Below are 23708 nucleotides of genomic sequence, written 5' to 3' on the forward strand. Positions count from 1 at the left end.
CACACTGAGCAGGGTGGGTCCATGACTTCAGAAGCAGGTACCCAGACGTCCCCGCTCCCGCTGGCCGCCGGCCGCTGGGAGATCGACACCAACCACTCCGAGGTGGGCTTCACCATTCGCCACCTCGGCATCTCCAAGGTCCGCGGCCACTTCGGTCAGGTCGACGCGGAACTCGTCGTCGGCGAGACGATCGAGGGGAGCTCCATCACCGCGACCGTCGCCCTTGCCTCGATCGACACCGGGAACCCGCAGCGCGACGAGCACGTCCGCTCCGCGGAGCTGCTCGACGTCGCGAGCCGGCCCACCATGACGTTCCGCTCCACCAAGGCGTCCGGCAAGGGTGAAGAGTGGGTATTGGAGGGGGACTTGACCATCGGTGAGGTCACCAAGTCCGTCACCTTCGAGGTCGAGTTCGGCGGCGCCGTCGACTTCGCCGACAACCGCAAGCACGCCGGGTTCGAGGCCAAGAGCGAGATCCGGCGCAGCGACTTCGGCCTCAACTTCGGTGCGGCGGACGCCCTGCTCGGCGACGTCGTCAAGATCCAGCTGGACGCGCAGTTCCTGTCACCCGCATGAGATAGGGCGCGGTGCGGCTCCCGGGGGCGCCGGCCACTTCGGCCGGCGTACCGGCGGCGACGATCCTTCCGCCCTCGTCGCCGCCGCCGGGACCGAGGTCGATCACCCAGTCGGCGTCCGCGACCACGGCCATGTCGTGCTCGACGACGACCACCGAGTGCCCGGCGTCCACCAGCCCGTGCAACTGCCGCATCAGCACCTCGACATCGGCCGGATGCAGTCCGGTCGTCGGCTCGTCGAGTACGTACAGGGTGTGGCCGCGCCGGGTGCGCTGGAGCTCGGAGGCCAGCTTGATGCGCTGTGCCTCGCCCCCGGACAGCTCCGTCGCGGGCTGCCCCAGCCGCAGATAGCCCAGACCCACGTCGAGCAGGGCGCGCAGGCTGCGTACGGCGGCGGGGGAGTCGGCGAAGAACGCGGCCGCGGCCTCGACGGTCAGGTCCAGGACCCCGGCGATGTTCAGCCCCTGATGGGTGATCTCCAGTGTCTGTGGGTTGTAGCGCGCCCCGTGGCAGTCGGGGCAGGGTGCGTACGTGCTCGGCAGGAAGAGGAGCTCCACCGAGACGAACCCCTCGCCCTGGCAGGTCTCGCAGCGGCCGCCGGGCACGTTGAAGGAGAACCGGCCCGCCTTGTAGCCGCGCGCCTTCGCCTCGTCGGTGGCGGTGAACAGTTTCCGCACGACGTCGAAGAGACCGGTGTACGTGGCGAGATTGGACCGGGGTGTACGGCCAATCGGTTTCTGATCGACCCTCACCAGCCGTTCCACGCCCGGCAGTTCCTCGGTGATCTCGCCGACGAGCGTGGACTTCCCCGAGCCGGAGACACCGGTGACCGCGGTGAGGGTGCCGAGCGGGATCTCCGCTGTGAGCCCGTCGAGGTTGTGCCGGGTGAGCGGGCCGAGCTTGAGCCAATGCGACGGGGTGCGCACCGTACGGACGGCTCGCGGTCCCTCCTCGAAGAGGAAGCGGCGGGTCACCGACTCCGTCACCCCGGCCAGTTCGGCGGGCGGACCGCTGTGCAGGACAAGGCCGCCGTGCTCGCCCGCCAGCGGTCCCACGTCGACCAGCCAGTCCGCACGCCGTACGACATCCAGATGGTGCTCGACGACGAAGACCGAGTTGCCGGAGGCCCTGAGCCGGTCCAGCACCACCAACAGCGCCTCGGTGTCGGCCGGGTGGAGCCCCGCCGACGGCTCGTCCAGGACGTACACGACGCCGAAGAGCCCCGAGCGCAGCTGAGTGGCCAGCCGCAGCCGCTGCAGCTCGCCGGAGGACAGCGTCGGGGTGGTGCGGTCCAGGCTGAGGTAGCCCAGGCCCAGTTCGGTGACGACCTCGATGCGCGCCAGGAGGTCGGTGGTCAGCACGCGGGCCGTCTCGTCGCTCTGCTCCGCGCCCAGGACCGTGGCGAGCGCGGAGAGCGGCAGCGCCGCGAGCCCGGCGATCGTACGGCCCGCGAACGTGACGGAGAGGGCTTCGGGGCGCAGCCTGCTGCCCCCGCACACCGGGCAGCGGTCGCTGGTGAGGAAACGCTCGGCCTTGGCGCGCAGCGTCTGGCTCTTGGAGTCGGAGAAGGTGTGCAGGACGTAGCGGCGGGCGCTCATGTACGTGCCCTGGTACGGGCGTTGGATGCGTCCCGCCTCCCGTACCGGTTCCACCGTGACGACGGGCTGCGCGTCGGTGAACAGGATCCAGTCGCGGTCCTGCTGGTCGAGGTCCCGCCACGGCCGGTCGACGTCGTACCCGAGGGTGTCCAGTACGTCGCGGAGGTTCTTCCCCTGCCAGGCGCCCGGCCACGCGGCGATCGCGCCCTCGCGGATAGACAGCGCGGGGTCGGGGACGAGCAGCTCCTCGGTGGTGCGGTGGACGCGGCCCAGGCCGTGGCACTCGGGGCAGGCTCCGGCCGCCGTGTTCGGCGAGAAGGCATCCGAGTCGAGGCGCTCGGCGCCCGCCGGATAGTCGCCCGCACGAGAGAAGAGCATCCGCAGCGAGTTGGAGAGCGTGGTGACCGTGCCGACCGAGGAACGCGAGCTGGGCGCCGAGCGGCGCTGCTCCAGGGAGACCGCGGGCGGCAGACCGCTGATCTCGGAGACCTTCGGCGCCCCGACCTGGTGGATCAGTCGGCGTGCGTACGGGGCGACCGACTCGAAGTAGCGGCGTTGGGCCTCCGCGTAGACGGTGCCGAAGGCGAGCGAGGACTTGCCGGAGCCCGAGACCCCCGTGAAGACGACCAACGCGTCGCGCGGGATGTCCACGTCGACGCCGCGCAGATTGTGCTCGCGGGCGCCACGGACACGGACGAACGAGTCGTGAGGGCTTTGCATACCGGAATTCTAGGCCGTGATCCGCGCGAGGCGCCGATAGGAGTCCAGCAGCGCACCCCGGTCGAAGGTGCTGGTCGTGACCAGGTACTCGTCCGCGCCACTACGGCCGATGATCTTCTCCAGGCCGTCCGTGACCTCCTCCTCGGTGCCGTGCAGCTGCCCGCGCAGGGCCTCGTCGAAGAGGGTGCGCTCGCGGTCGGTCATCGAGGTGGCGAGCACGGTCTCGGCAGACATCAGCGGCGGAAACTCCCCGTGCGTACGCGAATACGCCGTGGACCAGGCCTCCGGCAGCAGGATCCGCCGGGCCTCCTCCGTGGTCTGTGCGACGGCCACGGTCCCGGAGAGGACGACGTACGGGCTCTCGCCCCACGCCGAGGGCCGGAAGGCGTCCCGGTAGCCGTCGATCGCGCGCAGCATCGCGTCCTCGCCCCGTACGGCTGCGATCACCAGCGGCAGCCCGGCCTCGGCGGCCACCTGGGCGCCCGCGCCGGTGGCCAGGACGAACGCCGGGATCCGCAGCCCCTCCGCGGGGCGGGCGTGGACCTGGGGGTGGGCGGTCTGGTCCCCGGTGAAGTAGCCGAGCAGTTCGGCGAGCTGCGCGGAGAAGTCGCTGGCGTCGCCCTTGTCCCGGCCGAGCGCCTTGCGTATCCCGTCGGTGAACCCCACGGAGCGGCCCAGGCCCATGTCGATGCGGCCGGGGAAGAGGGACTCCAGGACCCCGAACTGCTCGGCCACGACGAGGGGTTGGTGGTTGGGCAGCATGACGCCGCCCGTGCCGACCCGGATCGTGGAGGTCGCGGCGGCCACGGCGGCGACCAGCACCGTGGGCGCCGAGCCGGCGACACCGGGCACGCTGTGGTGCTCGGAAACCCAGAAGCGGTGGTACCCGAGCGCCTCCGCCTCCTGGGCGAAGGCCACGGTGTCGCGCAGCGCCTGCGGGGCCGGGTGCCCCTCGCGGGTGCGCGAGCGGTCCAGTACGGAGAAGCGGGTGCCTGCGATCACGGTGCTCACACAGGGTTCAACGTCATCGAGGCGCCCGCATTCCCCGGGCGGGTCAGCCCGCGGCTCCGTCGCCGTCATCAAGACGGAAACCGACCTTCAGGCCCACCTGGTAGTGCTCGACCTCGCCGTCCACGATGTGGCCGCGCACCTGGGTGATCTCGAACCAGTCGAGGTTGCGCAGAGTCTGCGAGGCGCGGTGGATGCCGTTGCGTACGGCCTGGTCGATGCCTTCGTGCGAGGTGCCGACGATCTCCGTGACCCGGTAGGTGTGGTCCGACATGGGGTCGCACTCCTTTCGTCGTGTCACTCCACGGTGCCCCAGCGCGGCGCGGTGCGCGAGAGATCGGGCGTTACAACGCTCGGTAACCCCTTGACCTACGCATTGGTACAGACCAAAATCCATCCACACACCCGAACAAGCCATTCGCGCTTCCCCCACGTCGGGTCATGTACTGCCGTGCCCGTACGACAGAGGTGACCTCCGTGAAGAACCGCTACATCGCGGGCTGCATAGCTCTCGTGTCCTCCGCCGCCCTCGCCGGCTGCGGCTATCTCCCCGGCAACAGCAGCGGAACCAAGACGGTCACCGTCTGGCTGATGAAGGACAGTGCCACCAACGACTTCGTGCAGCGCTTCAAGAAGTCGTACGAGGCCGAGCACGGGGACATCAAGCTCGACATCCGCATCCAGGAATGGGCCGGCATCGGCGACAAGGTCACCGCGGCGCTGAAGAGCAAGGACGGCAAGGGGGTGCCCGACGTGATCGAGGTCGGCAACACCCAGGTCGCCCAGTACGCGGACAGCAAGGGGCTGCGCGACCTCACGCTGGAGTCGATGCGCGACCTCCACAGCCAGGACTGGCTCCCCGGTCTCGCCGACCCCGGATCCATCGACGGCGCGCAGTACGGCGTCCCGTGGTACGCGGCCAACCGTGTGGTCATCTACGACAAGCAGCTCTTCGCCGACGCCGGGATCAAGCACCCGCCGAGGACCCGCGAGGAGTGGCTGGAGGACACGGCCAGGCTCAACACCGGGCAGCAGCAGGGCATTTACCTGGCCGGCCAGGACTGGTACACCCTCTCCGGCTTCATCTGGGAGGAGGGCGGCCAGCTCGCCGAGGGCTCGGGCGGCAACTGGGTCGGGGCCCTGAACAGCAAGGCCGCACTCAAGGGCATGGAGTTCTACAAGCAGCTCCAGGCGCTCGGCCGGGGCCCCAAGAGCGCCGACGAGGCACACCCCTTCCAGTACAAGGTCTTCGCCAAGGGCGACGTCGCCCAGCTGATCGCCACCCCCGGCACGGCGAAGTCGATCGAGCAGCTCAACCCCGAGATGAAGGGAAGACTCGGCTACTTCCCCATCCCCGGCAAACACGCGGGCAAGCCGGGCGCCGTCTTCATCGGCGGCTCCGACCTCGTCGTCCCCGAGAAGGCCCCGGAGGGCGACGCAGGCGTGAAGGTGGTCGAGGCGCTCGCCGGCGAGAAGTGGCAGACCGACCTGGCGCAGACCATGAGTTACGTACCGAACAAGACGACCCTGGCCCGGGTCCTCGCCGACGACCCGGGCGCGGCGGCGATGGCCGCGGCCGCCGCGCACGGCCGCGCCACCCCCAACTCGCCCCACTGGGCGGCGGTCGAGGCCGCCAACCCCATCAAGACCTATATGACGGAGGTCCTCATCGGCGGGGACCCCGAGAAGGCCGCGAAGAAGGCGTCGGCACGCATCACCGACCTGCTGGCGGACTACTGAGGGACAGGGCGAACCGCCCCTCGGAGTCCGTCCACCACTGCCGCAGCTCAAGACCGGCTGCGGCCAGTTCGGCGCTCACCCCGTCCTGCCGGAATTTCGCCGACACCTCGGTGCGCAGCTCCTCTCCCTTCTCGAACTGCACCACCAGGTCCAGTTCGGGAATCTTCACCGTGAGCGCGGTGCGGGCGCGCAGCCGCATTTCGATCCACTCGTTGTCCCGGTCCCAGCGGGCGACATGGTCGAAGTCGGACGCGTCGAAGTCCGCACCGAGCTCGCGGTCGATGACGGTCAGGACGTTCTTGTTGAACTCGGCCGTCACCCCGGCCGCGTCGTCGTACGCGGCGACCAGCACGTCCTCGTCCTTCACCAGGTCCGTGCCGAGCAGCAGACTGTCGCCGGGTTCGAGCAGGGCGCGCACCGACCTCAGGAAGACGGCGCGCTCGGCGGGGAGCAGATTGCCGACCGTGCCGCCCAGGAACGCCACCAGACGGGGCCCGGGAGCCTGAGGGAGGGCGATCGAGCGGGTGAAGTCGGCGATCAGCGCGTGCACCGTGAGCCCGGGCCGTTCGGCGAGGAGCACCTCGGCCGCAGCTGTCAGGGCGCTCTCGCTGACGTCGACCGGGATGTAGCTGTGCAGGTCCGGCAGCGCGTCCAGCAGATGGCGGGTCTTGTCCGACGAGCCCGAACCCAGCTCGACCAGGGTGCGGGCTCCCGTCGCCGCCGCGATCTCCCCGGCGCGTACGAGGAGGATCTCGCGCTCGGCGCGGGTCGGGTAGTACTCGGGGAGAACGGTGATGTCCTCGAAGAGTTCGCTGCCGCGCGCGTCGTAGAACCACTTGGGAGGCAGTGTCTTCGGTACGGAGGTCAGTCCGCCGAGGACATCGGCGCGCAGTGCGGCGCCGGTGGCGTCCTCGGGCAGGGTGCGGGTGAGCTGGAACGGGGGCACTAGGCGGGCTCCTTGAGCGGCGTGAGAAGAACGTCGGTGCGGGTGGCGGCGAGCAGGGTGCGGTCGGGCACCTGCTGCCAGTGCGGTGAGTCGTCGTACGGTTCGGAGGCGACCACCGTGCGGCGGCCCGGCTCGGCGAGATACCAGAGCGTGTCGCCCCAGGCGGTCGCGCAGACCGCCTCGCCGTCCGTCAGCAGGAGGTTGAGGCGCGATCCGGGTGCCGCCTCGGCCACCTCGGTGACCGTGTCCGCGAGGGCCTGGCCCATCTCGTCGCCGTCCCGCAGCCGGTGCAGGACCAGCGCCCAGACCAGCGCGGAGTCGCAGCGCGCCTGGAGCGAGAGCAGTTCGGCCGCCGGGAGGCCCTCGGCGAGCGGCGCCAGTGTGCCGGGCCAGCCCCTGACCGCGCCGTTGTGGCTGAACAGCCAGGGCCCGGCGGCGAAGGGTGCGACCGCGGCCTCCCCGTCGGCGCCCGCCTCGGTGGCATCACGGACGGCGCCGAGCAGGGCCGTGGTGCGGACCACCCGGGCGAGATCGGTGAAGGACTGGTCGGCCCAGATGGGGCCCGCGCGCCGGTAGCGGGCGGGCACCGGATCCTCCTCGGCGTACCAGCCGACGCCGAAACCGTCGGCGTTGACGGTGCCGTGCTGCTGGAGTCTGGGCGCCCAGGACTGCCGGTACAGCGCATGCAGTGGCTTCACCAGCACATCGTCCAGCGGCAACGACGGGCCCAGGTAGGCGAGATGACGGCACATCAGGCATCCCTCGCCGTACGGAACCCGGAGAAGATCTGCCGCCGTACGGGCAGGTCCCAGTTGCGGAAGGTGCCCCGGCAGGCCACCTCGTCCACGGCGAACGACCCCCCGCGCAGCACCTTGTGGTCACTGCCGAAGAACACCTCGGAGTACTCGCGGTACGGGAAGGCGGCGAATCCCGGGTACGGCAGGAAGTCGCTGGACGTCCACTCCCACACGTCGCCCGTCAACTGCCGTACGCCGTGCGGCGATTCACCGGCCGGATAACTTCCCGCGGGCGCGGGCCGCAGATGGTGCTGGCCCAGATTGGCGCGCTCCGCGGTCGGGTCCTCGTCGCCCCACGGGTAGCGCCGTGAGCGCCCGGACACGGGGTCGTGGCGGGCCGCCTTCTCCCACTCCGCCTCGGAGGGCAGCCGCCGCCCCGCCCAGCGGGCATAGGCGTCGGCCTCGTACCAGCTCACATGCAGCACCGGCTCGTCGAGCGGTACGGCCTCCACCACCCCGAAGCGGCGGCGCAGCCACTGGCCGCCGTCCTGATGCCAGAACAGGGGTGCGCGGATGCCATGGGTCCTGATCTGCTCCCAGCCGGGCTCCGCCCACCAGCGCTGCTGCTCGTACCCGCCGTCCTCCATGAAGCGCAGATACGCGCCGCACGTGACCGGCGCCGTGTCGATGTGGAAGGCCGCCACGTCCCTGCGGTGCGCGGGCCGCTCGTTGTCCAGCGCCCAGGGCTCGGTCGAGGTGCCCATGGTGAACGGCCCGCCGGGGACGAGGACTTCGTCCCGCAGGCCCGTCGTGTCGGCGCGCGGCGGCTCGGGCGCGGTGAGGGCAGCGGGTCCCGACCGCAGCTGATGGGTGATCAGCATCGTTTCGTCGTGCTGCTGTTCGTGCTGGGCGATCATCCCGAAGGCGAAGGCCGCGTCGAGAAGGGGCCGGCCGTGCAGCGGGATCTTCTCCAGTACGTCGAGGACCCGGCCCCGTACGTCCGCGGCATAGCGGCGGGCCTCGGCGGGTGCGAGGAGGGGCAGGGAGGGGCGTGCGGCGCGCGGGTGCTCGAAGGCGTCGTAGATCGAGTCGATCTCGGGGCGGATCGCGTCGCGCCCGGCGACGGCCCGCAGCAGCCACTGCTCCTCCTGGTTGCCGATGTGCGCCAGGTCCCAGACCAGCGGCGACATCAACGGCGAGTGCTGGGAGGTCAGTTCACGGTCGTCGATGCAGGAGGTGAGCAGGGCGGTACGGTCGCGTGCGGTGGTGAGCGCGTCGAGCGCACGCTGTCTGAGGAGCTCCGGGTCGGTCACAGGGTCAGGTCCTTCGTCTCGTGCGGCTGGTCGTCGGCGGGACATCGGCCGCGTACGACATAGCGGGCGGCGAATTCGGCCACCGCGTCGCGGACGGCGGTCGAGGCGCCGAGCCGGGGAAGTGCCTCCAGGGCAGTGGCGAAGCAGACGGCGGCAGCGGCATGCAGCTCCGGGTCGGCCAGGCCGCGCCGCGCGGCATTGCGCCACAGCGGATTCCGCGGGGCGGGAAGCGAACCGGCCGTCTCCGCAAGGGGCTTCACCGCCCGGTACACCGTCTCGGCCGCCGCCGGATCGTCGAAGAGCGCCGCCGTGACGGCGAGCGGCACGATCCAGCCGTCCTCGCCCGGCTGGGCGTCGATCATGCGCAGCTCGAGGTGGCCCCGCGGCCGTACCGGCGGGAAGAGGGTGGTCAGGTGGTAGTCGAGGTCGGCCCGCGTCGGCGGCCGCGGACCGCCGCCCCGGAGCCAGCCGCGGAAGGTCAGATCCGTCGGCACCTGCCAGGGGCCCTCGTCCCGGCGGATGCACATCACCGGGGTGTCGAGCGCCTGCTCGGTCCAGGCCGCCCGCGGCTCACGCTGTGCGGCCGGCGCGAGCGAGCGGAGCGGATCGAGGTCGGCCCACAGGGCCTGCCGGGTGGAGCGCCAGCCGGTCGAACGGCCGTCGGAGCGGGGCGAGTTGGCGAAGGCGGCCACCAGCACCGCACCCAGCAGATGCGCGAGCTGCCACCGTCTGCCGTGCCCCAGCGGTCCCGGCTCCTCGTGCCCCGCGTCCAGGTTGACCTGGACGGAGGCCGAGCCGCGCATCATGGCGCGGCCCGCTGTGCCGTGCCGGTCGAAGTAGGTCTCCATGGCGTCGTACCGCGGCGCGCGCAGCACTCTGTCCCGTGTGCGCCAGGGTTCCTGGCCGTTGCCGGTGAGGGTGAGACCCGCGGTCCGCAGCGAGCCGCGTACGGCGTCGAGGTCCGCGGAGACGGAGTCGATGAGCTCCGTCAGGGATGCGGCGGGGAGCGAGCTGAGCTCCAGCTGGCCGCCGGGTTCGAAGGTGAGAGCCGAGGCGAGGGGCAGGGCGCGCAGTGCGCCGTACGCCGCTTCACGCCGGCCGGTGGAGAGGGGGAGCCGGGGATCGCGCAGGTCGTGGACGAGCCATTCGAGCTCGACGCCGAGCGTGCGGGGCGGCCCGGTCTTGAAGCAGATACATCGCAGTAAGTCCTCCGCTGCGGACTCGCTGAGCGGTTGTACGGTCATGATCGGTTGCCTCCTTCCGAGGTGTTCCGTCCCACCTAAGCCACTGCGGCGCGTTCGCACAAGAGTGCGTTTCCGGGGAACAAATTCCGTTGCGGAGACGTTCGTTGGCCGTTCATGATGCGGCTTATGAGTGCACGACTGCGGGGCATCGCGAAGGAGACGGAGAAGATCGTCGAGGCTGGTTCCTACCGCTCGCCGCAAGGCCGGGAGGTGTCCATCGCCGACGCCCTGGAGGCTGCGCTCACCGGGGTGCGGATGTACGGACCCGATCCTGTCCCCGCAGCCGAACGCGCCGATGCCCGCACGGAGTTCGAGGTCACGGGGGAGAGCAGCATCGAAGCTGCCGCCCGGATGACCGGCGAGCGGCCCGGCGCCGTCGCCATCCTCAACTTCGCCTCCGCGCGCAACCCGGGCGGCGGCTACCTCAACGGCGCCCAGGCGCAGGAGGAAGCGCTCTGCCGGTCCTCGGCCCTCTACACGACCCTGCTGCGCGCGCCGGAGTTCTACGCCCACCACCGGGCCGACCGCAGCCCGTTCTACACCGACCGCGTCATCCACTCGCCACAGGTCCCGGTCTTCAGGGACGACCGCGGCGCACTGCTCCCCGAGCCGTTCTCCGTGGGCTTTCTCACATCGCCCGCGCCCAACGCCGGTGTGATCAGGGCCCGTTCACCCGAGGACGCCCACCGGATCCCGCACGCCCTGGCCGTACGGGCCGAACGCGTCCTGGAGACCGCGGTCGCCTGCGGCTACCGGCGCCTGGTGCTCGGCGCCTGGGGGTGCGGGGTCTTCCGCAACGAACCGGCCCGGGTGGCGGGGGCGTTCCACGCCCACCTCACGGGGGCGGGCCGGTTCGGCGGACACTTCGAGCAGGTCGTCTTCGCCGTACTCGACCGTGATCCCGCATCGGCCACCCGGGCCGCGTTCGCCGACGCGTTCGCCGGTCAGTCCCAGCCGTAGCGCTCCATCAGCCGCTCGACGACGGAGTCGAAGCGGGGCCGGTCGAGCGCGCAGGCCTCGCGCCGCATCCCGTCCTCGTGCACCCGCAGCACCCGGTCCAGATCCACCCAGGACTCGCGGCCCGCGTCGTCCCAGCCGCCCGACCCGATCGCGATCCACTCGCGGTCGAGGTCGTGGCGCTTGCTGGAGAGGCGGACGGCCAGCAGCGTGCCCGCTTCCTCACGGGCCACCACGAGCACCGGGCGGTCCTTGCCGCGGCCGTCGTTCTCCTCGTACGGCACCCAGGTCCACACGATCTCGCCCGGGTCGGGATCGCCGTTGCGGTCCGGGGCGTAGGACGTGTGGACGGTCCCGATGCCGTGGGGGTCGGCCTCGGTCGTGGCGGTCGGTCCGGTCGCGCCGGGCAGGTCGGACTGGTCGGTCTCGTTGTCATTCAGAGAGGTCGTCACACGGGCCACGTTAGGACCTGTACGGACTACTCCGCAGAGCGGGCGCGCCGATCGGGCACCAGGCTCGGTCCATGGTCATATCGCGTCTCGCCCTGTTCGCCGCCTCCGCCTCGCTGGTCGCGGCCGCCTGTCCGCCGGACCCGGCCCCCGAACCGGCGCCCGCCCCCGCGGCCTCCGCAGCGACTCACCGCACCGTCTCCGCCTGGCTCCCGTACTGGGACCAGGAGGGCGCCTACCGCGACGCGCTGCGGCACGCGCGCCAACTGCACACCGTCAGCCCCTTCTGGTACCAGGCCAAGTCTGCGGCCCGCATCGACGGCCACCCGGGGGCGGGGGACCGCCGTATCGTCGACGGGCTGCACCGTGCCGGCATCAAGGTCGTGCCGACCGTCATGGAGACGCTCGGCCCCGGCGTCCTCGCCGCGATCCTCACCAGCCCGGCGAAGCGCGCCACCCACATCCGCGCGCTGGCCGCCCTCGCGCGCACCCGCGGCTACGACGGCATCGACATCGACTACGAGACCATCGCACCGACCCCCACCGCGAAGTACCGCACGGTCCGCGCCGGTTACGCGTCGTTCGTGACCGCCCTCTGCAAGGCCCTGCACGCCCGGCACAAGCAGTGCATCATCACCGTCTCCCCGCAGACCGCCGCCACGGGCCGCATCTGGAACTACCCGGTGATCGGCCGGGCGGCCGACCGGGTGCGGATCATGGCGTACAACCTCCACTGGGAGGGCGGGCCGTCGGGTCCGCTCTCCGGAGAGCGCTGGTACGAGGAGATCCTGCGGCGGGCCACGGCACTGATCCCGCGCCGGAAGATCGAGATGGCGCTTCCCGCGTACGGCTGGGACTGGCGCGCCGACGGAAAGGGCAGGGCCAAGCACGTCACCTGGAAGGAGGCGGAGGCGCTGCGCCGCAAGAAGCACGCGCCCTACCGGCTCGACCCGGCGTCCCGCACCCCGCACTTCACGTACAAGCAGGGGAAGGTGAAGCGGACGGTCTGGTACCAGGACGCCCGGGGAGTGGCGGGCCATCTGCCCGCACTGCGCAAGTACGGAGTCGCCAACACGGGCCTGTGGGCGCTGAATTTCGAGGATCCGGCCCTCTGGAAGGTCCTTGCCAGGGGCTGAGGCGTGTTGCCACCGCCCGGACCGGGCGGTGGCAACACGCCTACGGGCAGGGCTACTTGTCGCCCTGGACCGTGATCTTCTCGCTGCGCGGCGGGGGAGTGGCGGCGCCGTTGAGATGTGCCGTCGGAGCCTCCCCGGAGTTCATCGTCGCGAGCAGCTGGCGGGCCAGGCCGAGACCCGTACCGCCCATGGTCAGCGCCTTGGCGAACATGTCCGCCATCCCGTCCGCGCCGTTCAGCAGGATCATGTGCTCGACATTGCCGAAGGCCTCGGCGCCCGCCCGGACGATCTCCGGCCAGTTCTCGGCCAGCTGCTGGGCGACCACGGCCTCCTGGTTCTGCGCCAGGGCCTCCGCCCGCGCCTTGATCGATTCGGCCTCGGCCAGTCCCTTCGCCTTCGCCGACTCCGCTTCCGCCAGACCGCGCGCCTGCGTCGCCGCGGCCTCCGCCTCACCGGTCGCCCGGGTGGCCGACGCCCGCGCCTTGGTCGCCTCGGCTTCGGCGGCGGCCGCAGACTTGACCCGGTTCGCCTCGGCGAACGCGGCGAGCTCCGTCTCCTTCGCCTTGGCCTCGGCCGCCGAGATGCGGGCATCGCGCTCGGCCTCCGCGCTGGTCCGCCGCTCGTACGCCGCCGCATCGGCCGGTTTGCGTACGTCCGCCTGGAGCTGCTGCTCCCTGCGGTGCGCCTCCAGCTCGGCGACCCTGGTCTCCTGGACCACGACCTCCTGGCGCGCCGCCGCGTCGGCGAGCGGACCCGCCTGACGCGAGGAAGCGGCGGCCTTGTCGCGTTCCGCCTGATAACCGGCCTGCAGGATCTCGCTGTCCCTGGTCGCCTCCGACATCCTGGCGAACGCGGCCTGTTCGGCCTCGGTCGCCTGCAGATTGGCCTGAGCCTGGGCGATGCGCGCGTCCCGCTGCACGGCTGCCGCGTGCGGCATCGCCAGGTTCTTCATGTACCCGGTCGGGTCCTCGATCTCATGGATCTGCAGCGAGTCCACGATCAGACCCAGCTTCTCCATCTCCGTACCGCACGCGGCACGCGTCTGCCCGGTGAGCTTCTCCCGGTCGCGGATCATGTCCTCGACCGTCAGCCCGCCCACGATGGACCGCAGGTGCCCGGCGAACACGTTGTGGACCCGCTCCGACATCAGCTTCTGCTGGTCGAGGAAGCGCCGGGCCGCGTTCGCGATCGACACGAAGTCGTCGCCGACCTTGAAAATGACCACGCCGCGCACCTTCAGCGGAATGCCCTGGTGCGTGACACAGTCCACGAGCAGCTCGGTCTCGTTGAGATCGAGCGACATCTTCCTGACCGCCTGCACACCGGGCAGCACGAGAGTGCCGCGCCCGGTGACGATGCGGAAGCCCATGCCTTCTTCGAGGCCTTCGGTCTTGTGCTTGGAACCGGAGATGACGAGTGCCTCATTGGGCTCCGCGACCCGCCACATGAGCTTGAAGAGACAGATCAGAACGATGATGGCAGCGAGCACCACACCCGCCGCAACGCCGATGACCATCGGCATACGCCCCCTTCACGCGGTGCCCTGACGGCACCGACTGGAGAGGAGTGTGCGCCTGCGCAAGACCACCGAGAAGACGCTGACGATTCCTTGTCGCGTTCTTGATACGAACTGCGTACGGGACGCTCAACTTCCGTACGCGGAGGCGACATAGACCGTCCGCGGCGCCAGATATTCGACGATCGTGACGACCGTTCCGGACTCGATCCGCTCGCCCGTGTCCACCGGGTACGCAAGAAAATGCTCGGCCCCGCCCCGGACCCGGACGATCACCTCACCAACCAGACCGGGACCGATCGTGCCCGTCACCCGCCCGGTCAGCCCCACCATCGACGCATCGTCCATGGGTGGAGCGTAAGGGGAGCGCCGGAGTCTGGAAAGATACGGAATCCGATGAGCCAAATACCGCACACCTCAGCCGAGCGACCCGTCCCGACCAGCGCCGATGTCGCACGCCTGGCCGGTGTCTCGCGGGCCACCGTCTCCTACGTACTGAACAGCACCTCCGCCGTACGGATCAGCGAGGCCACCCGCCTCAGGGTCCGCGAGGCCGCCGACGAACTCGGATACGTCCCGCACGCCGCCGCCCGCAGCCTGCGCTCCGGCAGCAGCCGGATGGTGCTGCTGCCCGCGGCCGCCGTCCCCGTCGGCCCGCTCTACAGCCGCTTCTTCAACGAGTTCCAGTGGGCGCTGCGCCGCCTCGACTACACGGTCGTGCAGTACGGCAGCCTCGGCATGGGCCCCGACGAGGCCGCCCGCGCCTGGGCGGAGCTGCGCCCCGTCGCGGTGATCGCCCTCGGCGGCCCCCAGCTCACCCCCACCGGTATCCAGCTGCTGCGCCGCTCCGGCGCGAAGGCGGTCATCACGCTCGCGCCGGAGCCGGTCGCCGGGGCGCATGCGCTGGCGATGGACCACAGCCAGGTCGGCCTGCACGCGGGGACCCATCTACTGGAGCGCGGCCACCGCCGGATCGGCGTGGTGATCCCGGAGGAGCCGGGGCTCGAGATGTTCTCCCAGCCGCGCCTCGACGGGGTGCGGGCCGCCGTCGAGGGAGGCGGGGGCACGGTCGTGCCGCTGGCGCTCTCCTACGAGGAGGCGTCGGCCGCCGCCCTCGCCGGACGCTGGCGAACGCTCGGCCTCGACGCGGTCTTCGCGTACAACGACGAATACGCGATGCTCCTGATGCGCGCGCTCCAGGACGAGGGCCTCGACGTACCCGGCGAGTGCGCGGTGATGGGCGCCGACGACCTGATGCTCGGGCGACTGCTGCGCCCCCGGCTCTCCACCGTCCAGCTCGACATGGCCACCGGTCAGCATCTCGCCGACCTCGTGGAGCGTGTGGTCCGCAATCCCGACGGCGAACCCGAACGGCACGATCTGATGATCGCCAGGACCATCGCCCGCGAGTCGACCTAGGCCGGCTCAGTAGGACCGCAGCGCCCGCAGATCCGCCTCGATGAGCTCCGCCGCCTCCCGCAGGGCGGGCAGGAGCGCGTTCCGCGCCTCCTCGGCCGTCCCGCGCCCTGCGTGCTGGGCGACGTTGAGCGCGGCGACGACCCGGCCCCGGGCGTCGCGCACCGGGACGGCGAGCGACCGGAGCCCCTCCTCCAGCTCCTCGTCGACCAGCGCGAAGCCGTCGGCGGCCACCCGGTCGACGATGCTGTCGAGCTCCTGGGGCGAGGTCACCGTGTGCCGGGTGAGCGCGGGCAGCACGTCCGGCAGTTCGGGCCGCTCCCCGGGGGCGAGTCCTGCGAGCAGCACCCGCCCCATCGAGGTCGCGTACGCGGGGAAGCGCGTCCCCACCGTGATGCTGACGCTCATGATCCGCACCGTGGGGACGCGGGCCACGTAGCGGATGTCGGTGCCGTCGAGCACCACCAGCGAGGCCGACTCGTGCACCCGCCCCACCAGGGCGGTCAGATGCGGCCCGGCGATCTCGGGCAGCGTCAGCTCGGAGAGCCGTGCGCAGCCCAGTTCCAGGACGCGAGGTGCGAGCCTGAACTGCCGCCCTTCGCACGCCACTTGGCCCAGCTGCTCCAGGGTGAGCAGTGAGCGCCGTACGGTCGCCCGGGCCAGCCCGGTCGCCTCCGCGAGCCCGCTGAGCGTCATCCCCTCACCCCGGTCGCCGCCGAGCGCGACGAGCACCGCGAGCCCGCGCGCCAGCGACTGGAGGAACCCCGGGCCGACCTCGCGCTTGACGGCCAGGGTCAGGTCCACCGCGGCTGCGGGCGCGGCCTCCGTCCGGGGCGCGGCCAGCGCGGCCTCGAGCTCGGTCCGTACCTCGCGCAGCCTCGGCAGCACCGCCTCCTTGAGCGACTGAAGGGTGTGCCGGCTCGTGTGGCTGACCACGCTCACCGCGCACACCGTCCGCCCGGCCCGGCCGCGTACCGGCAGCGCCACCGCGATCAGGCCCGGCTCGATGAGCTGGTCGTCGCCCGCCCACTGCTCCTCGCTCCAGGGGGCCGCGAACAGCGCGCCGGGAGCGCACCGTCCGGCCGGCAGCAGGTCGCCGATACGGAACGAGACCGCCATCGTCCGCCGCCGTCTGGTCTGCAGGACGAATCGCACCCCGTCCTCGCCGTCGGGCACCGCGACCGACACCGACTCGTCGAGCTCGTCGGCCAGACGCTCCGTCAGTGGGCCGAGCGCCGCCGGGATCCCGCAGGCCCGCAGATAGGCGCCGGACACCTCCATCAGCCGGGGCGCGATCGACACCTCGCGGCCGTCGACACGCACCAGGTCCAGTCGCTCCAGCGTGGCGACGACACGGTCGACGGTGGAGCGGGCCAGGCCCGTGGCCCGTACGAGATCACTGTGGCGCAGCCGGTCGGCGTCCGGTGCGCAGAGCACGCGCAGGACGGCGAGGCCGCGTTCCAGGGGGCCGACCCGTTGACAGTCGGTCGCATCGGGCAGAGACTCGGGCGAGGTCATGACTGAACGATAGTTCACCAGGCGAACACATGGTGGCGTGGGAGAGAATTGATGAGCATCCGAGACGTGTACGTGGTCGACGCGGTCCGCACCCCGATCGGAAAGTTCGGGGGCGCGCTCTCCTCCGTACGCCCCGACGACCTCGCCGCCCACGTGGTCAAGGCGCTCGTCGACCGCGCTCCCGACCTCGACCCGTCCCGCATCGACGACGTGTACTTCGGCGACGCCAACGGCGCGGGCGAGGACAACCGCGACGTGGCCCGTATGGCGGTGCTCCTCGCCGGACTCCCCGTCTCCGTGCCCGGCGTCACCGTCAACCGGCTCTGCGGCTCGGGCCTCGAAGCCGTCATCCAGGCGGCCCGCGCCATCGCCGTCGGCGACGCCTCGGTCGCGATCGCGGGCGGCGTCGAGTCGATGTCCCGCGCTCCCTGGGTCGTCCAGAAGCCCGAACGCGCCTTCCCCGCAGGGCATCAGCAGATGTACTCGACGACGCTCGGCTGGCGGATGACCAACCCGCGCATGCCCGAGGAGTGGACGACTCCCCTGGGAGAGGGTGCCGAACTGATCGCCGACAAGCACGGGATCACCCGCGAACAGCAGGACGCCTTCGCCCTCGCCAGCCACACCAAGGCGGCGGCGGCCTGGGACGCGGGCCTCTACGACGGCGAGGTCGTCCCGTACGACGGTGTGGATCTGCTGCGCGACGAATGCATCAGGCCCGGCTCGACCATGGAAGCCCTCGCCAAACTCAAGCCCGCCTTCCGCAAGACCGGTTCGGTCACCGCGGGCAACGCCTCCCCGCTCAACGACGGCGCTGCGGCCCTGCTCCTGGTCGACGAGGAGGGGCTGCGGGCCACCGGGCGCGAGCCCCTCGCCCGGATCCGCGCCTCCGCGGTGACCGGCGTCGAACCGCAGCTCTTCGGCCTCGGCCCGGTCGAGGCCGTCCAGAAGGCCCTTGCCAAGGCGGGCAAGTCCTTCGCCGACCTCACCACCTTCGAACTCAACGAGGCCTTCGCCGCCCAGTCGCTCGGCTGCCTCGCCGAGTGGCCGGGACTCGACCCCGCCGTCGTCAATCCGCGCGGCGGCGCCATCGCGATCGGCCACCCGCTCGGCGCCTCGGGTGCGCGCCTCGCCGGTTCGGTCGCACACCAACTCGCCGCAGCGGGCTCCGGAACGGGCCTCGCCGCGCTCTGCATCGGGGTCGGTCAGGGCCTCGCTCTCGTACTCGAACGCTGAAGAAGCTGAATAAGGAGCCCCGCAGGTGCGCACGACAGTAGGAATCATCGGAGGCGGACCGGCCGGGCTGCTGCTCGCCAGACTCCTCCACGGCGAAGGCATCGACTGTGTCGTGCTGGAGAACCGGACCCGGGAGTACGTCGAGCAGCGCCAGCGCGCCGGGATCCTCGAACAGGGCACGGTCGACGCGCTGCGTGCGTGTGGCGCGGGCGATCGCATGGACGCCGAAGGGCTGGTCCACGAGGGGATCGAGCTGCGCTTCGACCGGCAGCGCCACCGCATCGACTTCCCCGGCCTGACCGGCGGCCGGAAGGTGATGGTGTACGCGCAGACCGAGGTGGTCAAGGACCTCGTCGCGCTCCAACTCGCCGAAGGACCACCGCTGTTCTTCGAGGCGCAGGCAATCGCCGTGGAGAAGCCGGAGAGCGATCACCCCGTCATCCGCTTCACCCACGGCGGGCGCGAGCAGACGCTGGAGTGCGAGTACGTCATCGGGTGCGACGGCTTCCACGGCATCGCGCGCGCCGCGATCCCGGAGGCCGTCCGGCGTACGTACGAACGCGCCTACCCCTACTCCTGGCTCGGGATCCTCGCGGATGTCCCGCCCTCCTGCGACGAGTTGATCTACGCACGCGGCGAGCGCGGCTTCGCCCTGCACTCCCTGCGCAGCCCCACCGTCTCGCGCCTCTACCTGCAGGTACCCAACGGCACCGACCCCGCCGACTGGCCGGACGACCGCATCTGGGACGAGCTCGACGCCCGGTTCGCCGTCGACGGGGACTGGCACCTGGAGCGCGGCCCGATCACCGCCAAGTCCGTGACCCCCATGCGGAGTCACGTCACCGAACCCATGCGGTACGGCCGCATCCTCCTGGCGGGCGACGCCGCACACATCGTCCCGCCCACCGGCGCCAAGGGCCTCAACCTGGCCGTCTCCGACGTACGGATCCTGGCCCGCGCCTTCGCCCATCTGCGACGCACCGGATCGGCGTCACTCCTCGACTCGTACTCCGACGACTGCCTGCGCCGGGTCTGGCAGGCGACGCGCTTCTCGTACGAGATGACGACGATGCTGCACACGGGGCCGGACGAGAACGCCTTCGACCACCGTGTGCAGCTCGCACGCCTGCACCGCATCGCGGACTCCAGGACAGCAGCGGCCGAACTCGCCGCCAACTACACGGGGCTGCCGCTCGACTGACCTCAGTCCTGCTGGGACTGCTGGGCCTTCTGCTCCTCGACCGACTTGCGGACCTCGTCCATGTCCAGATTCCGGGCCTGGCCGATGACATCCTCCAGCGCCACCTCGGGCAGGGCGCCGGGCTGGGCGAAGACCGCGACGTTGTCACGGACGATCATCAGCGTGGGGATCGAACGGATGTCGAACGCCGCGGCCAGCTCCTGCTGCGCCTCGGTGTCGACCTTCGCGAAGACGAGGTCCGGGTGGCGCTCCGAGGCACCTTCGTAGACCGGGGCGAACTGTCGGCACGGACCGCACCACGACGCCCAGAAGTCGATGAGGACGAAGTCGTTGTCGGTCACGACGTCGTCGAAATTGTCCTTGGTGAGCTCGACGGTGCTCATGCTGTGCCCCTTTCCTGGGCTTCCCGGTGCTGCTGCCCCGGTCAACCGTGCTGTGTGCTGTCGTATTCCGCCTGCCCCTGTGGCCACGGCGTACACCCGGCACCAGACTGGGCCCATGACTGAAGCGACGGAGTACGACGTGGTGGTCCTCGGGGCCGGTCCGGTGGGCGAGAACGTGGCGGACCGGGCGAGGGCGGCCGGCCTGAGCACGGCGGTCGTGGAGAGCGAGCTGGTGGGCGGCGAGTGCTCGTACTGGGCCTGCATTCCCAGCAAGGCCCTGCTGCGCCCGGTGATCGCCCGCGCAGACGCCCGCCGCGTCCCCGGACTGCGCCAGTCGGTGCAGGGTCCGCTCGACGCCCAGGCCGTCCTCGCCCACCGCGACTACTACGCCTCGCACTGGAAGGACGACGGCCAGGTCGGCTGGCTCGACTCCATCGGCGCCGACCTCTACCGCGGCCACGGCCGTCTCTACGGCACGAAGAAGATCGCCGTGACCAGCCCCGACGGCGAGCACCACGTCCTGGCCGCCCGCCACGCCGTGGTCGTCGCCACCGGCAGCCGTGCCGTGCTCCCCGATCTGCCGGGACTGGACGACGTCAGGCCGTGGACCAGCCGCGAGGCCACCAGCGCGCAGCAGGCGCCGGAGCGGCTGGTCATCGTCGGCGGGGGAGTGGTGGGCGTGGAAATGGCCACCGTCTGGCAGGCTCTCGGCTCCCAAGTGACCCTGCTGGTACGGGGAGACGGTCTGCTCCCCAGGATGGAGGCCTTCGCCGGCCGCCTCGTCGCCGAAGCCCTCACCGAGGCCGGCGCGGACGTCCGCACCCATGTCTCGGTCACCGCGGTCGAACGCGGCGCCGAGGGAATCACCGTCTCCCTCGACGGCGGGGAGAGCATCACCGCCGACGAGATCCTCTTCGCCACCGGCCGCGCCCCCCGTACCGACGACATCGGCCTGGACACGGTGGGCTTGGAGCCCAGCGCCTGGCTGCCCGTCGACGACAGCTGCCGCGTCGACGGCTCCACCTGGCTGTACGCGGTCGGCGACGTCAACCACCGGGCGCTCCTGACCCACCAGGGCAAGTACCAGGCGCGCATCGCGGGCGCGGCCATCGCGGCCAGGGCCCAGAACGTACCGATCCTGGAGTCGGACCCCTGGGGCGCCCACACCGCGACCGCCGACCACGCCGCCGTCCCCCAGGTCGTCTTCACCGACCCCGAGGTGGCCTCGGTCGGCCGTACCCTCGCCGAGGCCGAAGCGGCGGGCACCCGCGTACGGGCCGTCGACTACGACCTCTCCTCGGTCTCCGGCGCGGGCCTGTACGCCGACGGCTACCGCGGCCACGCCCGCATGATCGTCGACCTCGACCGGGAGATCGTCGTCGGAGCCACCTTCGCCGGCCCCGGCGTCAGCGAACTGCTGCACTCGGCGACCGTGGCCGTCGCGGGCGAGGTGCCCATCGACCGCCTGTGGCACGCCGTCCCCGCGTTCCCGACGATCAGTGAGGTCTGGCTGCGCCTCCTGGAGACGTACCGCGGCTGAAGACGGCTGATCCGCCCCGACAGCACCGTTGCGCTGCCATCGGCACACGGCTCCCCCGTGCGACGATCACGGAATCGTTGACCGGGTACGAGTGACGGCGGGTGGCAGACGCAGGTGACGGCGATCGGTGGGCCGACGGACGACGGCGGGCCCGAACAGCAGTTGCACACCTTCACACGGCAGTCGGCCGACCGGGCCCGCCTGATCGCCGGAGCGGTCGGCATCGCGCTCCTCGTCGGCCTGGCGGTTCTGCAGCGGGCCGCGCCCGACATCCTGATCGGCCCTGTGGTGTTCGCCGCCGGAGTGGTGATGGCCGTCGCGCCCGCCGTCGCCGCCGTGGAACGCCTGGTCCGGCACGGCGGGCGGCTGGTCGCCGACGGGGTGCTGGCCGCGCTCGTCGCGTATCTGCTGGCGTTCGCCATCAACGTCTACGTCCTCGGTCCGGCGCCGGAGGCCCTGCGCCTCGCCCTGACCACGACCCACTCCGACGGCAGCAGCACCCCCGTACACCTCTACATCGCCACCGTCGTCGCGTTCGTCTCGATCGTCGGATTCGGCGACCGGCTCCTCGTCCGCAACGCCACCTGGTTCAGCCTCACCATCACCGCGGCGGCCGCCCTGGTCGAACACCGCGCCACCCTGGTCGGCGTCCTCGTCAGCTTCGCGCTCGGGCGCACCGTCGCCTACGGAATCCGCTGGGCGCGCGGCGCGGCCGACACCCGGCCGACCGGCGAGAGCGTCATGGCCGCGCTCGCCGGGGCGGATCTGGCCGTCGCCGACTGGACGCGCACTCCCGACGGCGCCGACGGAGCACGCCGCTACGCCGCGACCACCGAAGCCGGAACCCGCCTCGCCGTCACCGTCCTGGACCGCGACCGGCTCGCGGTAGGCCTCGCCTACCGCCTCTACCAGCGTCTGCGGCTGCGCCGCCCGGCCCAGAGCCAGGGCCTGGTCTCGCTGCAGCACATCGTCGAGCAGCGCACCCTCCTCGCCCTGGCCGTCCGCGACAGCGGCATCCGTACGCCCAAGCTCGCCGCCGTCCGCAAACTGGGCACCGACGCGGTGATGCTCGCGTACGAACAGATCGAAGGCCGCACCCTCGACCAGTTGCCGCCCGAGGACATCACCGACGCGCTCCTGAGCCGCATCTGGCGCCTCACCGCCGAACTGCACCGCCACCAGATCAGCCACCGCCGTTTGTCCGCCGGCGCTTTCCTCGTCGACGACGCGGGGGAGGTGTGGCTGCTGCGGCTCGAGGCCGGCGAGGTCGCCGCCTCCGAGCTCCAGCAGCGGCTCGACGACGTCGAACTCCTGTCCACACTGGGCGTATTGGCCGGTCCTGAACGTGCGGTGCGCACGGCCAGGACGGTCCTCGGCGACACGGCGATGGGCGCGATCCTGCCGCTGCTGCGGCCCGCGGTCGTCAGCTCCGAGACCCGCACCGAGCTGCGCCGGCACAAGGGTGTGGTCGGCGGGATCACCGAGGAGATCCTCGCCTTCCAGCCCGAGGCCCCGCAGACCCCGACGGTCGTCCTGGAACGGCTGCGTCCGCGCACGATCCTCTCGGGCCTCGGCGGTGTCATCGCCGCGTACTTCCTGATCAGCCAGTTCTCGGGGCAGCCGCTCGGCAGCCTCTTCAAGGGCCTGTACTGGCCCTGGGCCGCGGCGGCCTTCGGCGCCTCCGCGCTCACCTATGTCGCCGCGGCGATGGGCCTCGGCGGATTCGTCCCCCAGCGACTGAACAAACTGCACCTCCTCCTGGCCCAGTTCGCCGCCTCGTTCGTCACGCTGGTGACACCGGCCGCCGTCGGAGGGGTCGCGCTCAACACCCGTTTCCTGCAGAAGGCCGGGGTCGCCTCGGGGCTCGCCGTCACCAGCATGGCCGCCTCGCAGGTGGCGGCCTTCGGGGCGTTCCTGATCCTGGTGATGCTGCTCGGCTCGATCTCGGGATCGGCCCAGGGGTCCTCGTACCTGCCCCCGTCGTCGGTCATCGTGACCGTGCTGCTCGCCGTGGGCGTGCTCGGCCTGGTGGCGGCGACCGTGCCGCCCGTACGGAAATTCGTCACCACCAGGGTCAAGCCGTTCTTCTCCGGCGTCGGCCCGCGCATGCTGGAACTGCTGAGCGACCCGCGCAAACTCCTCGTCGGCCTCGGCGGTGCGTTCCTGCTGCCGCTGGCCGGGAGCGTGGCCCTGTGGGCGTCCGTCAGGGCCTTCGTACCCGACCAGGACATCTCCTTCGCCACCGTCGCCGTCGTCTTCCTGATCGGCAAGACGGCGGGCTCCATCGTCCCGACTCCCGGAGGGCTGGGCGCAGTTGAGGCCCTGCTCTCCGGAGGTCTGTCGACCGCGACGGGCATCGGCGCCTCGACAGCGTTCTCAGCGGTGATCCTCTTCCGCCTCTTCACGTTCTGGCTGCCGATCGTCCCGGGCTGGCTGGCCACCACGTGGCTGCAGAAACGCAGCGCGCTCTAGCCT

The 23708-nt window shown here is 71.3% G+C and carries 21 protein-coding genes; 9 read left to right on the forward strand and 12 right to left on the reverse strand.

From position 1 onward, the window contains the following. Window positions 1–21: 21 nt before the first annotated feature. Window positions 22–576, forward strand: coding sequence for a YceI family protein (locus OG707_RS38420; protein WP_329126508.1), 555 nt, complete (start codon window positions 22–24; stop codon window positions 574–576). On the opposite strand, the gene OG707_RS38425 is transcribed toward OG707_RS38420, so the two are convergent. From OG707_RS38425 to OG707_RS38435, 3 genes are read right to left on the reverse strand one after another with little or no spacing between them, the layout of a single operon-like run. Next, complete coding sequence (locus OG707_RS38425; protein ID WP_329126509.1) at window positions 536–2893, reverse strand: excinuclease ABC subunit UvrA; 2358 nt, start codon at window positions 2891–2893, stop codon at window positions 536–538. The two genes, OG707_RS38420 and OG707_RS38425, sit on opposite strands and share 41 nt — an antisense overlap. 9 nt (window positions 2894–2902) lie before the next feature. Next, entirely contained in the window at window positions 2903–3904 is a 1002-nt protein-coding gene (locus OG707_RS38430) for an LLM class flavin-dependent oxidoreductase (protein ID WP_329126510.1), read from the reverse strand. A gap of 43 nt (window positions 3905–3947) precedes the next feature. After that, the gene (locus OG707_RS38435) at window positions 3948–4175 is read right to left on the reverse strand and encodes a dodecin (protein ID WP_329126511.1); all 228 of its coding nucleotides are present in this window, start codon (window positions 4173–4175) and stop codon (window positions 3948–3950) included. Window positions 4176–4378: 203 nt separating this feature from the next. On the opposite strand from OG707_RS38435, the gene OG707_RS38440 reads away from it, so the two are divergent. Further along, complete coding sequence (locus OG707_RS38440; RefSeq protein ID WP_329126512.1) at window positions 4379–5641, forward strand: extracellular solute-binding protein; 1263 nt, start codon at window positions 4379–4381, stop codon at window positions 5639–5641. Here the strand turns inward: OG707_RS38440 and egtD are convergent. Genes egtD through egtA form a run of 4 tightly spaced genes read right to left on the reverse strand, consistent with a single transcriptional unit; the run spans window position 5616 to window position 9881 of the window. Then, entirely contained in the window at window positions 5616–6587 is a 972-nt protein-coding gene (egtD, locus tag OG707_RS38445) for an L-histidine N(alpha)-methyltransferase (RefSeq protein ID WP_329126513.1), read from the reverse strand. The genes OG707_RS38440 and egtD overlap by 26 nt on opposite strands. Next, the gene (egtC, locus tag OG707_RS38450; RefSeq protein WP_329126514.1) at window positions 6587–7339 is read right to left on the reverse strand and encodes an ergothioneine biosynthesis protein EgtC; all 753 of its coding nucleotides are present in this window, start codon (window positions 7337–7339) and stop codon (window positions 6587–6589) included. Before egtC ends, egtD begins: the two co-directional genes overlap by 1 nt. Then, window positions 7339–8682: an ergothioneine biosynthesis protein EgtB gene (egtB, locus tag OG707_RS38455; RefSeq protein ID WP_329126515.1), complete on the reverse strand. Its 1344-nt coding sequence runs from the start codon at window positions 8680–8682 to the stop codon at window positions 7339–7341. The genes egtC and egtB overlap by 1 nt, the downstream gene beginning before the upstream one ends. Then, window positions 8634–9881 carry an ergothioneine biosynthesis glutamate--cysteine ligase EgtA gene (gene egtA, locus OG707_RS38460; RefSeq protein WP_329126516.1) on the reverse strand — a complete coding sequence of 416 codons (1248 nt, stop codon included), beginning with the start codon at window positions 9879–9881 and terminating at the stop codon, window positions 8634–8636. The genes egtB and egtA overlap by 49 nt, the downstream gene beginning before the upstream one ends. Before the next feature lie 126 nt (window positions 9882–10007). Between egtA and OG707_RS38465 the strand changes: the two genes are divergently transcribed. Continuing rightward, window positions 10008–10841, forward strand: coding sequence for a TIGR02452 family protein (locus OG707_RS38465; protein ID WP_329126517.1), 834 nt, complete (start codon window positions 10008–10010; stop codon window positions 10839–10841). Here OG707_RS38465 and OG707_RS38470 read toward each other — a convergent pair. Continuing rightward, the gene (locus tag OG707_RS38470) at window positions 10826–11290 is read right to left on the reverse strand and encodes a type II toxin-antitoxin system PemK/MazF family toxin (protein ID WP_329126518.1); all 465 of its coding nucleotides are present in this window, start codon (window positions 11288–11290) and stop codon (window positions 10826–10828) included. The genes OG707_RS38465 and OG707_RS38470 overlap by 16 nt on opposite strands. 71 nt (window positions 11291–11361) lie before the next feature. On the opposite strand from OG707_RS38470, the gene OG707_RS38475 reads away from it, so the two are divergent. Beyond that, a complete protein-coding gene (locus OG707_RS38475) occupies window positions 11362–12423 on the forward strand; it encodes a glycosyl hydrolase family 18 protein (RefSeq protein ID WP_329126519.1) in 1062 nt (353 codons plus the stop codon). Between the two features lie 52 nt (window positions 12424–12475). Here the strand turns inward: OG707_RS38475 and OG707_RS38480 are convergent, their stop codons facing one another. Continuing rightward, the gene (locus tag OG707_RS38480) at window positions 12476–13945 is read right to left on the reverse strand and encodes a flotillin family protein (protein ID WP_329126520.1); all 1470 of its coding nucleotides are present in this window, start codon (window positions 13943–13945) and stop codon (window positions 12476–12478) included. 123 nt (window positions 13946–14068) lie between these two features. After that, a complete protein-coding gene (locus OG707_RS38485) occupies window positions 14069–14287 on the reverse strand; it encodes a hypothetical protein (protein ID WP_329126521.1) in 219 nt (72 codons plus the stop codon). Window positions 14288–14335: 48 nt separating this feature from the next. On the opposite strand from OG707_RS38485, the gene OG707_RS38490 reads away from it, so the two are divergent. Then, window positions 14336–15358 carry a LacI family DNA-binding transcriptional regulator gene (locus OG707_RS38490; RefSeq protein WP_329126522.1) on the forward strand — a complete coding sequence of 341 codons (1023 nt, stop codon included), beginning with the start codon at window positions 14336–14338 and terminating at the stop codon, window positions 15356–15358. Window positions 15359–15364: 6 nt separating this feature from the next. On the opposite strand, the gene OG707_RS38495 is transcribed toward OG707_RS38490, so the two are convergent. Next, entirely contained in the window at window positions 15365–16873 is a 1509-nt protein-coding gene (locus OG707_RS38495) for an IclR family transcriptional regulator domain-containing protein (RefSeq protein ID WP_329126523.1), read from the reverse strand. 51 nt (window positions 16874–16924) lie between these two features. On the opposite strand from OG707_RS38495, the gene OG707_RS38500 reads away from it, so the two are divergent. Both OG707_RS38500 and OG707_RS38505 read left to right on the forward strand, forming a co-directional pair. Continuing rightward, window positions 16925–18109, forward strand: coding sequence for a thiolase family protein (locus tag OG707_RS38500; RefSeq protein ID WP_329126524.1), 1185 nt, complete (start codon window positions 16925–16927; stop codon window positions 18107–18109). A 25-nt stretch (window positions 18110–18134) separates the two neighbouring features. Then, window positions 18135–19310: a 4-hydroxybenzoate 3-monooxygenase gene (locus OG707_RS38505; RefSeq protein WP_329126525.1), complete on the forward strand. Its 1176-nt coding sequence runs from the start codon at window positions 18135–18137 to the stop codon at window positions 19308–19310. A gap of 2 nt (window positions 19311–19312) precedes the next feature. Here the strand turns inward: OG707_RS38505 and trxA are convergent, their stop codons facing one another. Then, window positions 19313–19693, reverse strand: coding sequence for a thioredoxin (gene trxA, locus OG707_RS38510; protein WP_329126526.1), 381 nt, complete (start codon window positions 19691–19693; stop codon window positions 19313–19315). Between the two features lie 115 nt (window positions 19694–19808). On the opposite strand from trxA, the gene OG707_RS38515 reads away from it, so the two are divergent. Continuing rightward, complete coding sequence (locus tag OG707_RS38515; protein ID WP_329126527.1) at window positions 19809–21233, forward strand: dihydrolipoyl dehydrogenase family protein; 1425 nt, start codon at window positions 19809–19811, stop codon at window positions 21231–21233. A gap of 114 nt (window positions 21234–21347) precedes the next feature. Then, window positions 21348–23705: a lysylphosphatidylglycerol synthase transmembrane domain-containing protein gene (locus tag OG707_RS38520; protein WP_329126528.1), complete on the forward strand. Its 2358-nt coding sequence runs from the start codon at window positions 21348–21350 to the stop codon at window positions 23703–23705. Window positions 23706–23708 lie beyond the last annotated feature (3 nt).

Origin of the sequence: Streptomyces sp. NBC_01465, assembly GCF_036227325.1 — a bacterium.
In the GTDB taxonomy this organism is placed as follows: domain Bacteria; phylum Actinomycetota; class Actinomycetes; order Streptomycetales; family Streptomycetaceae; genus Streptomyces.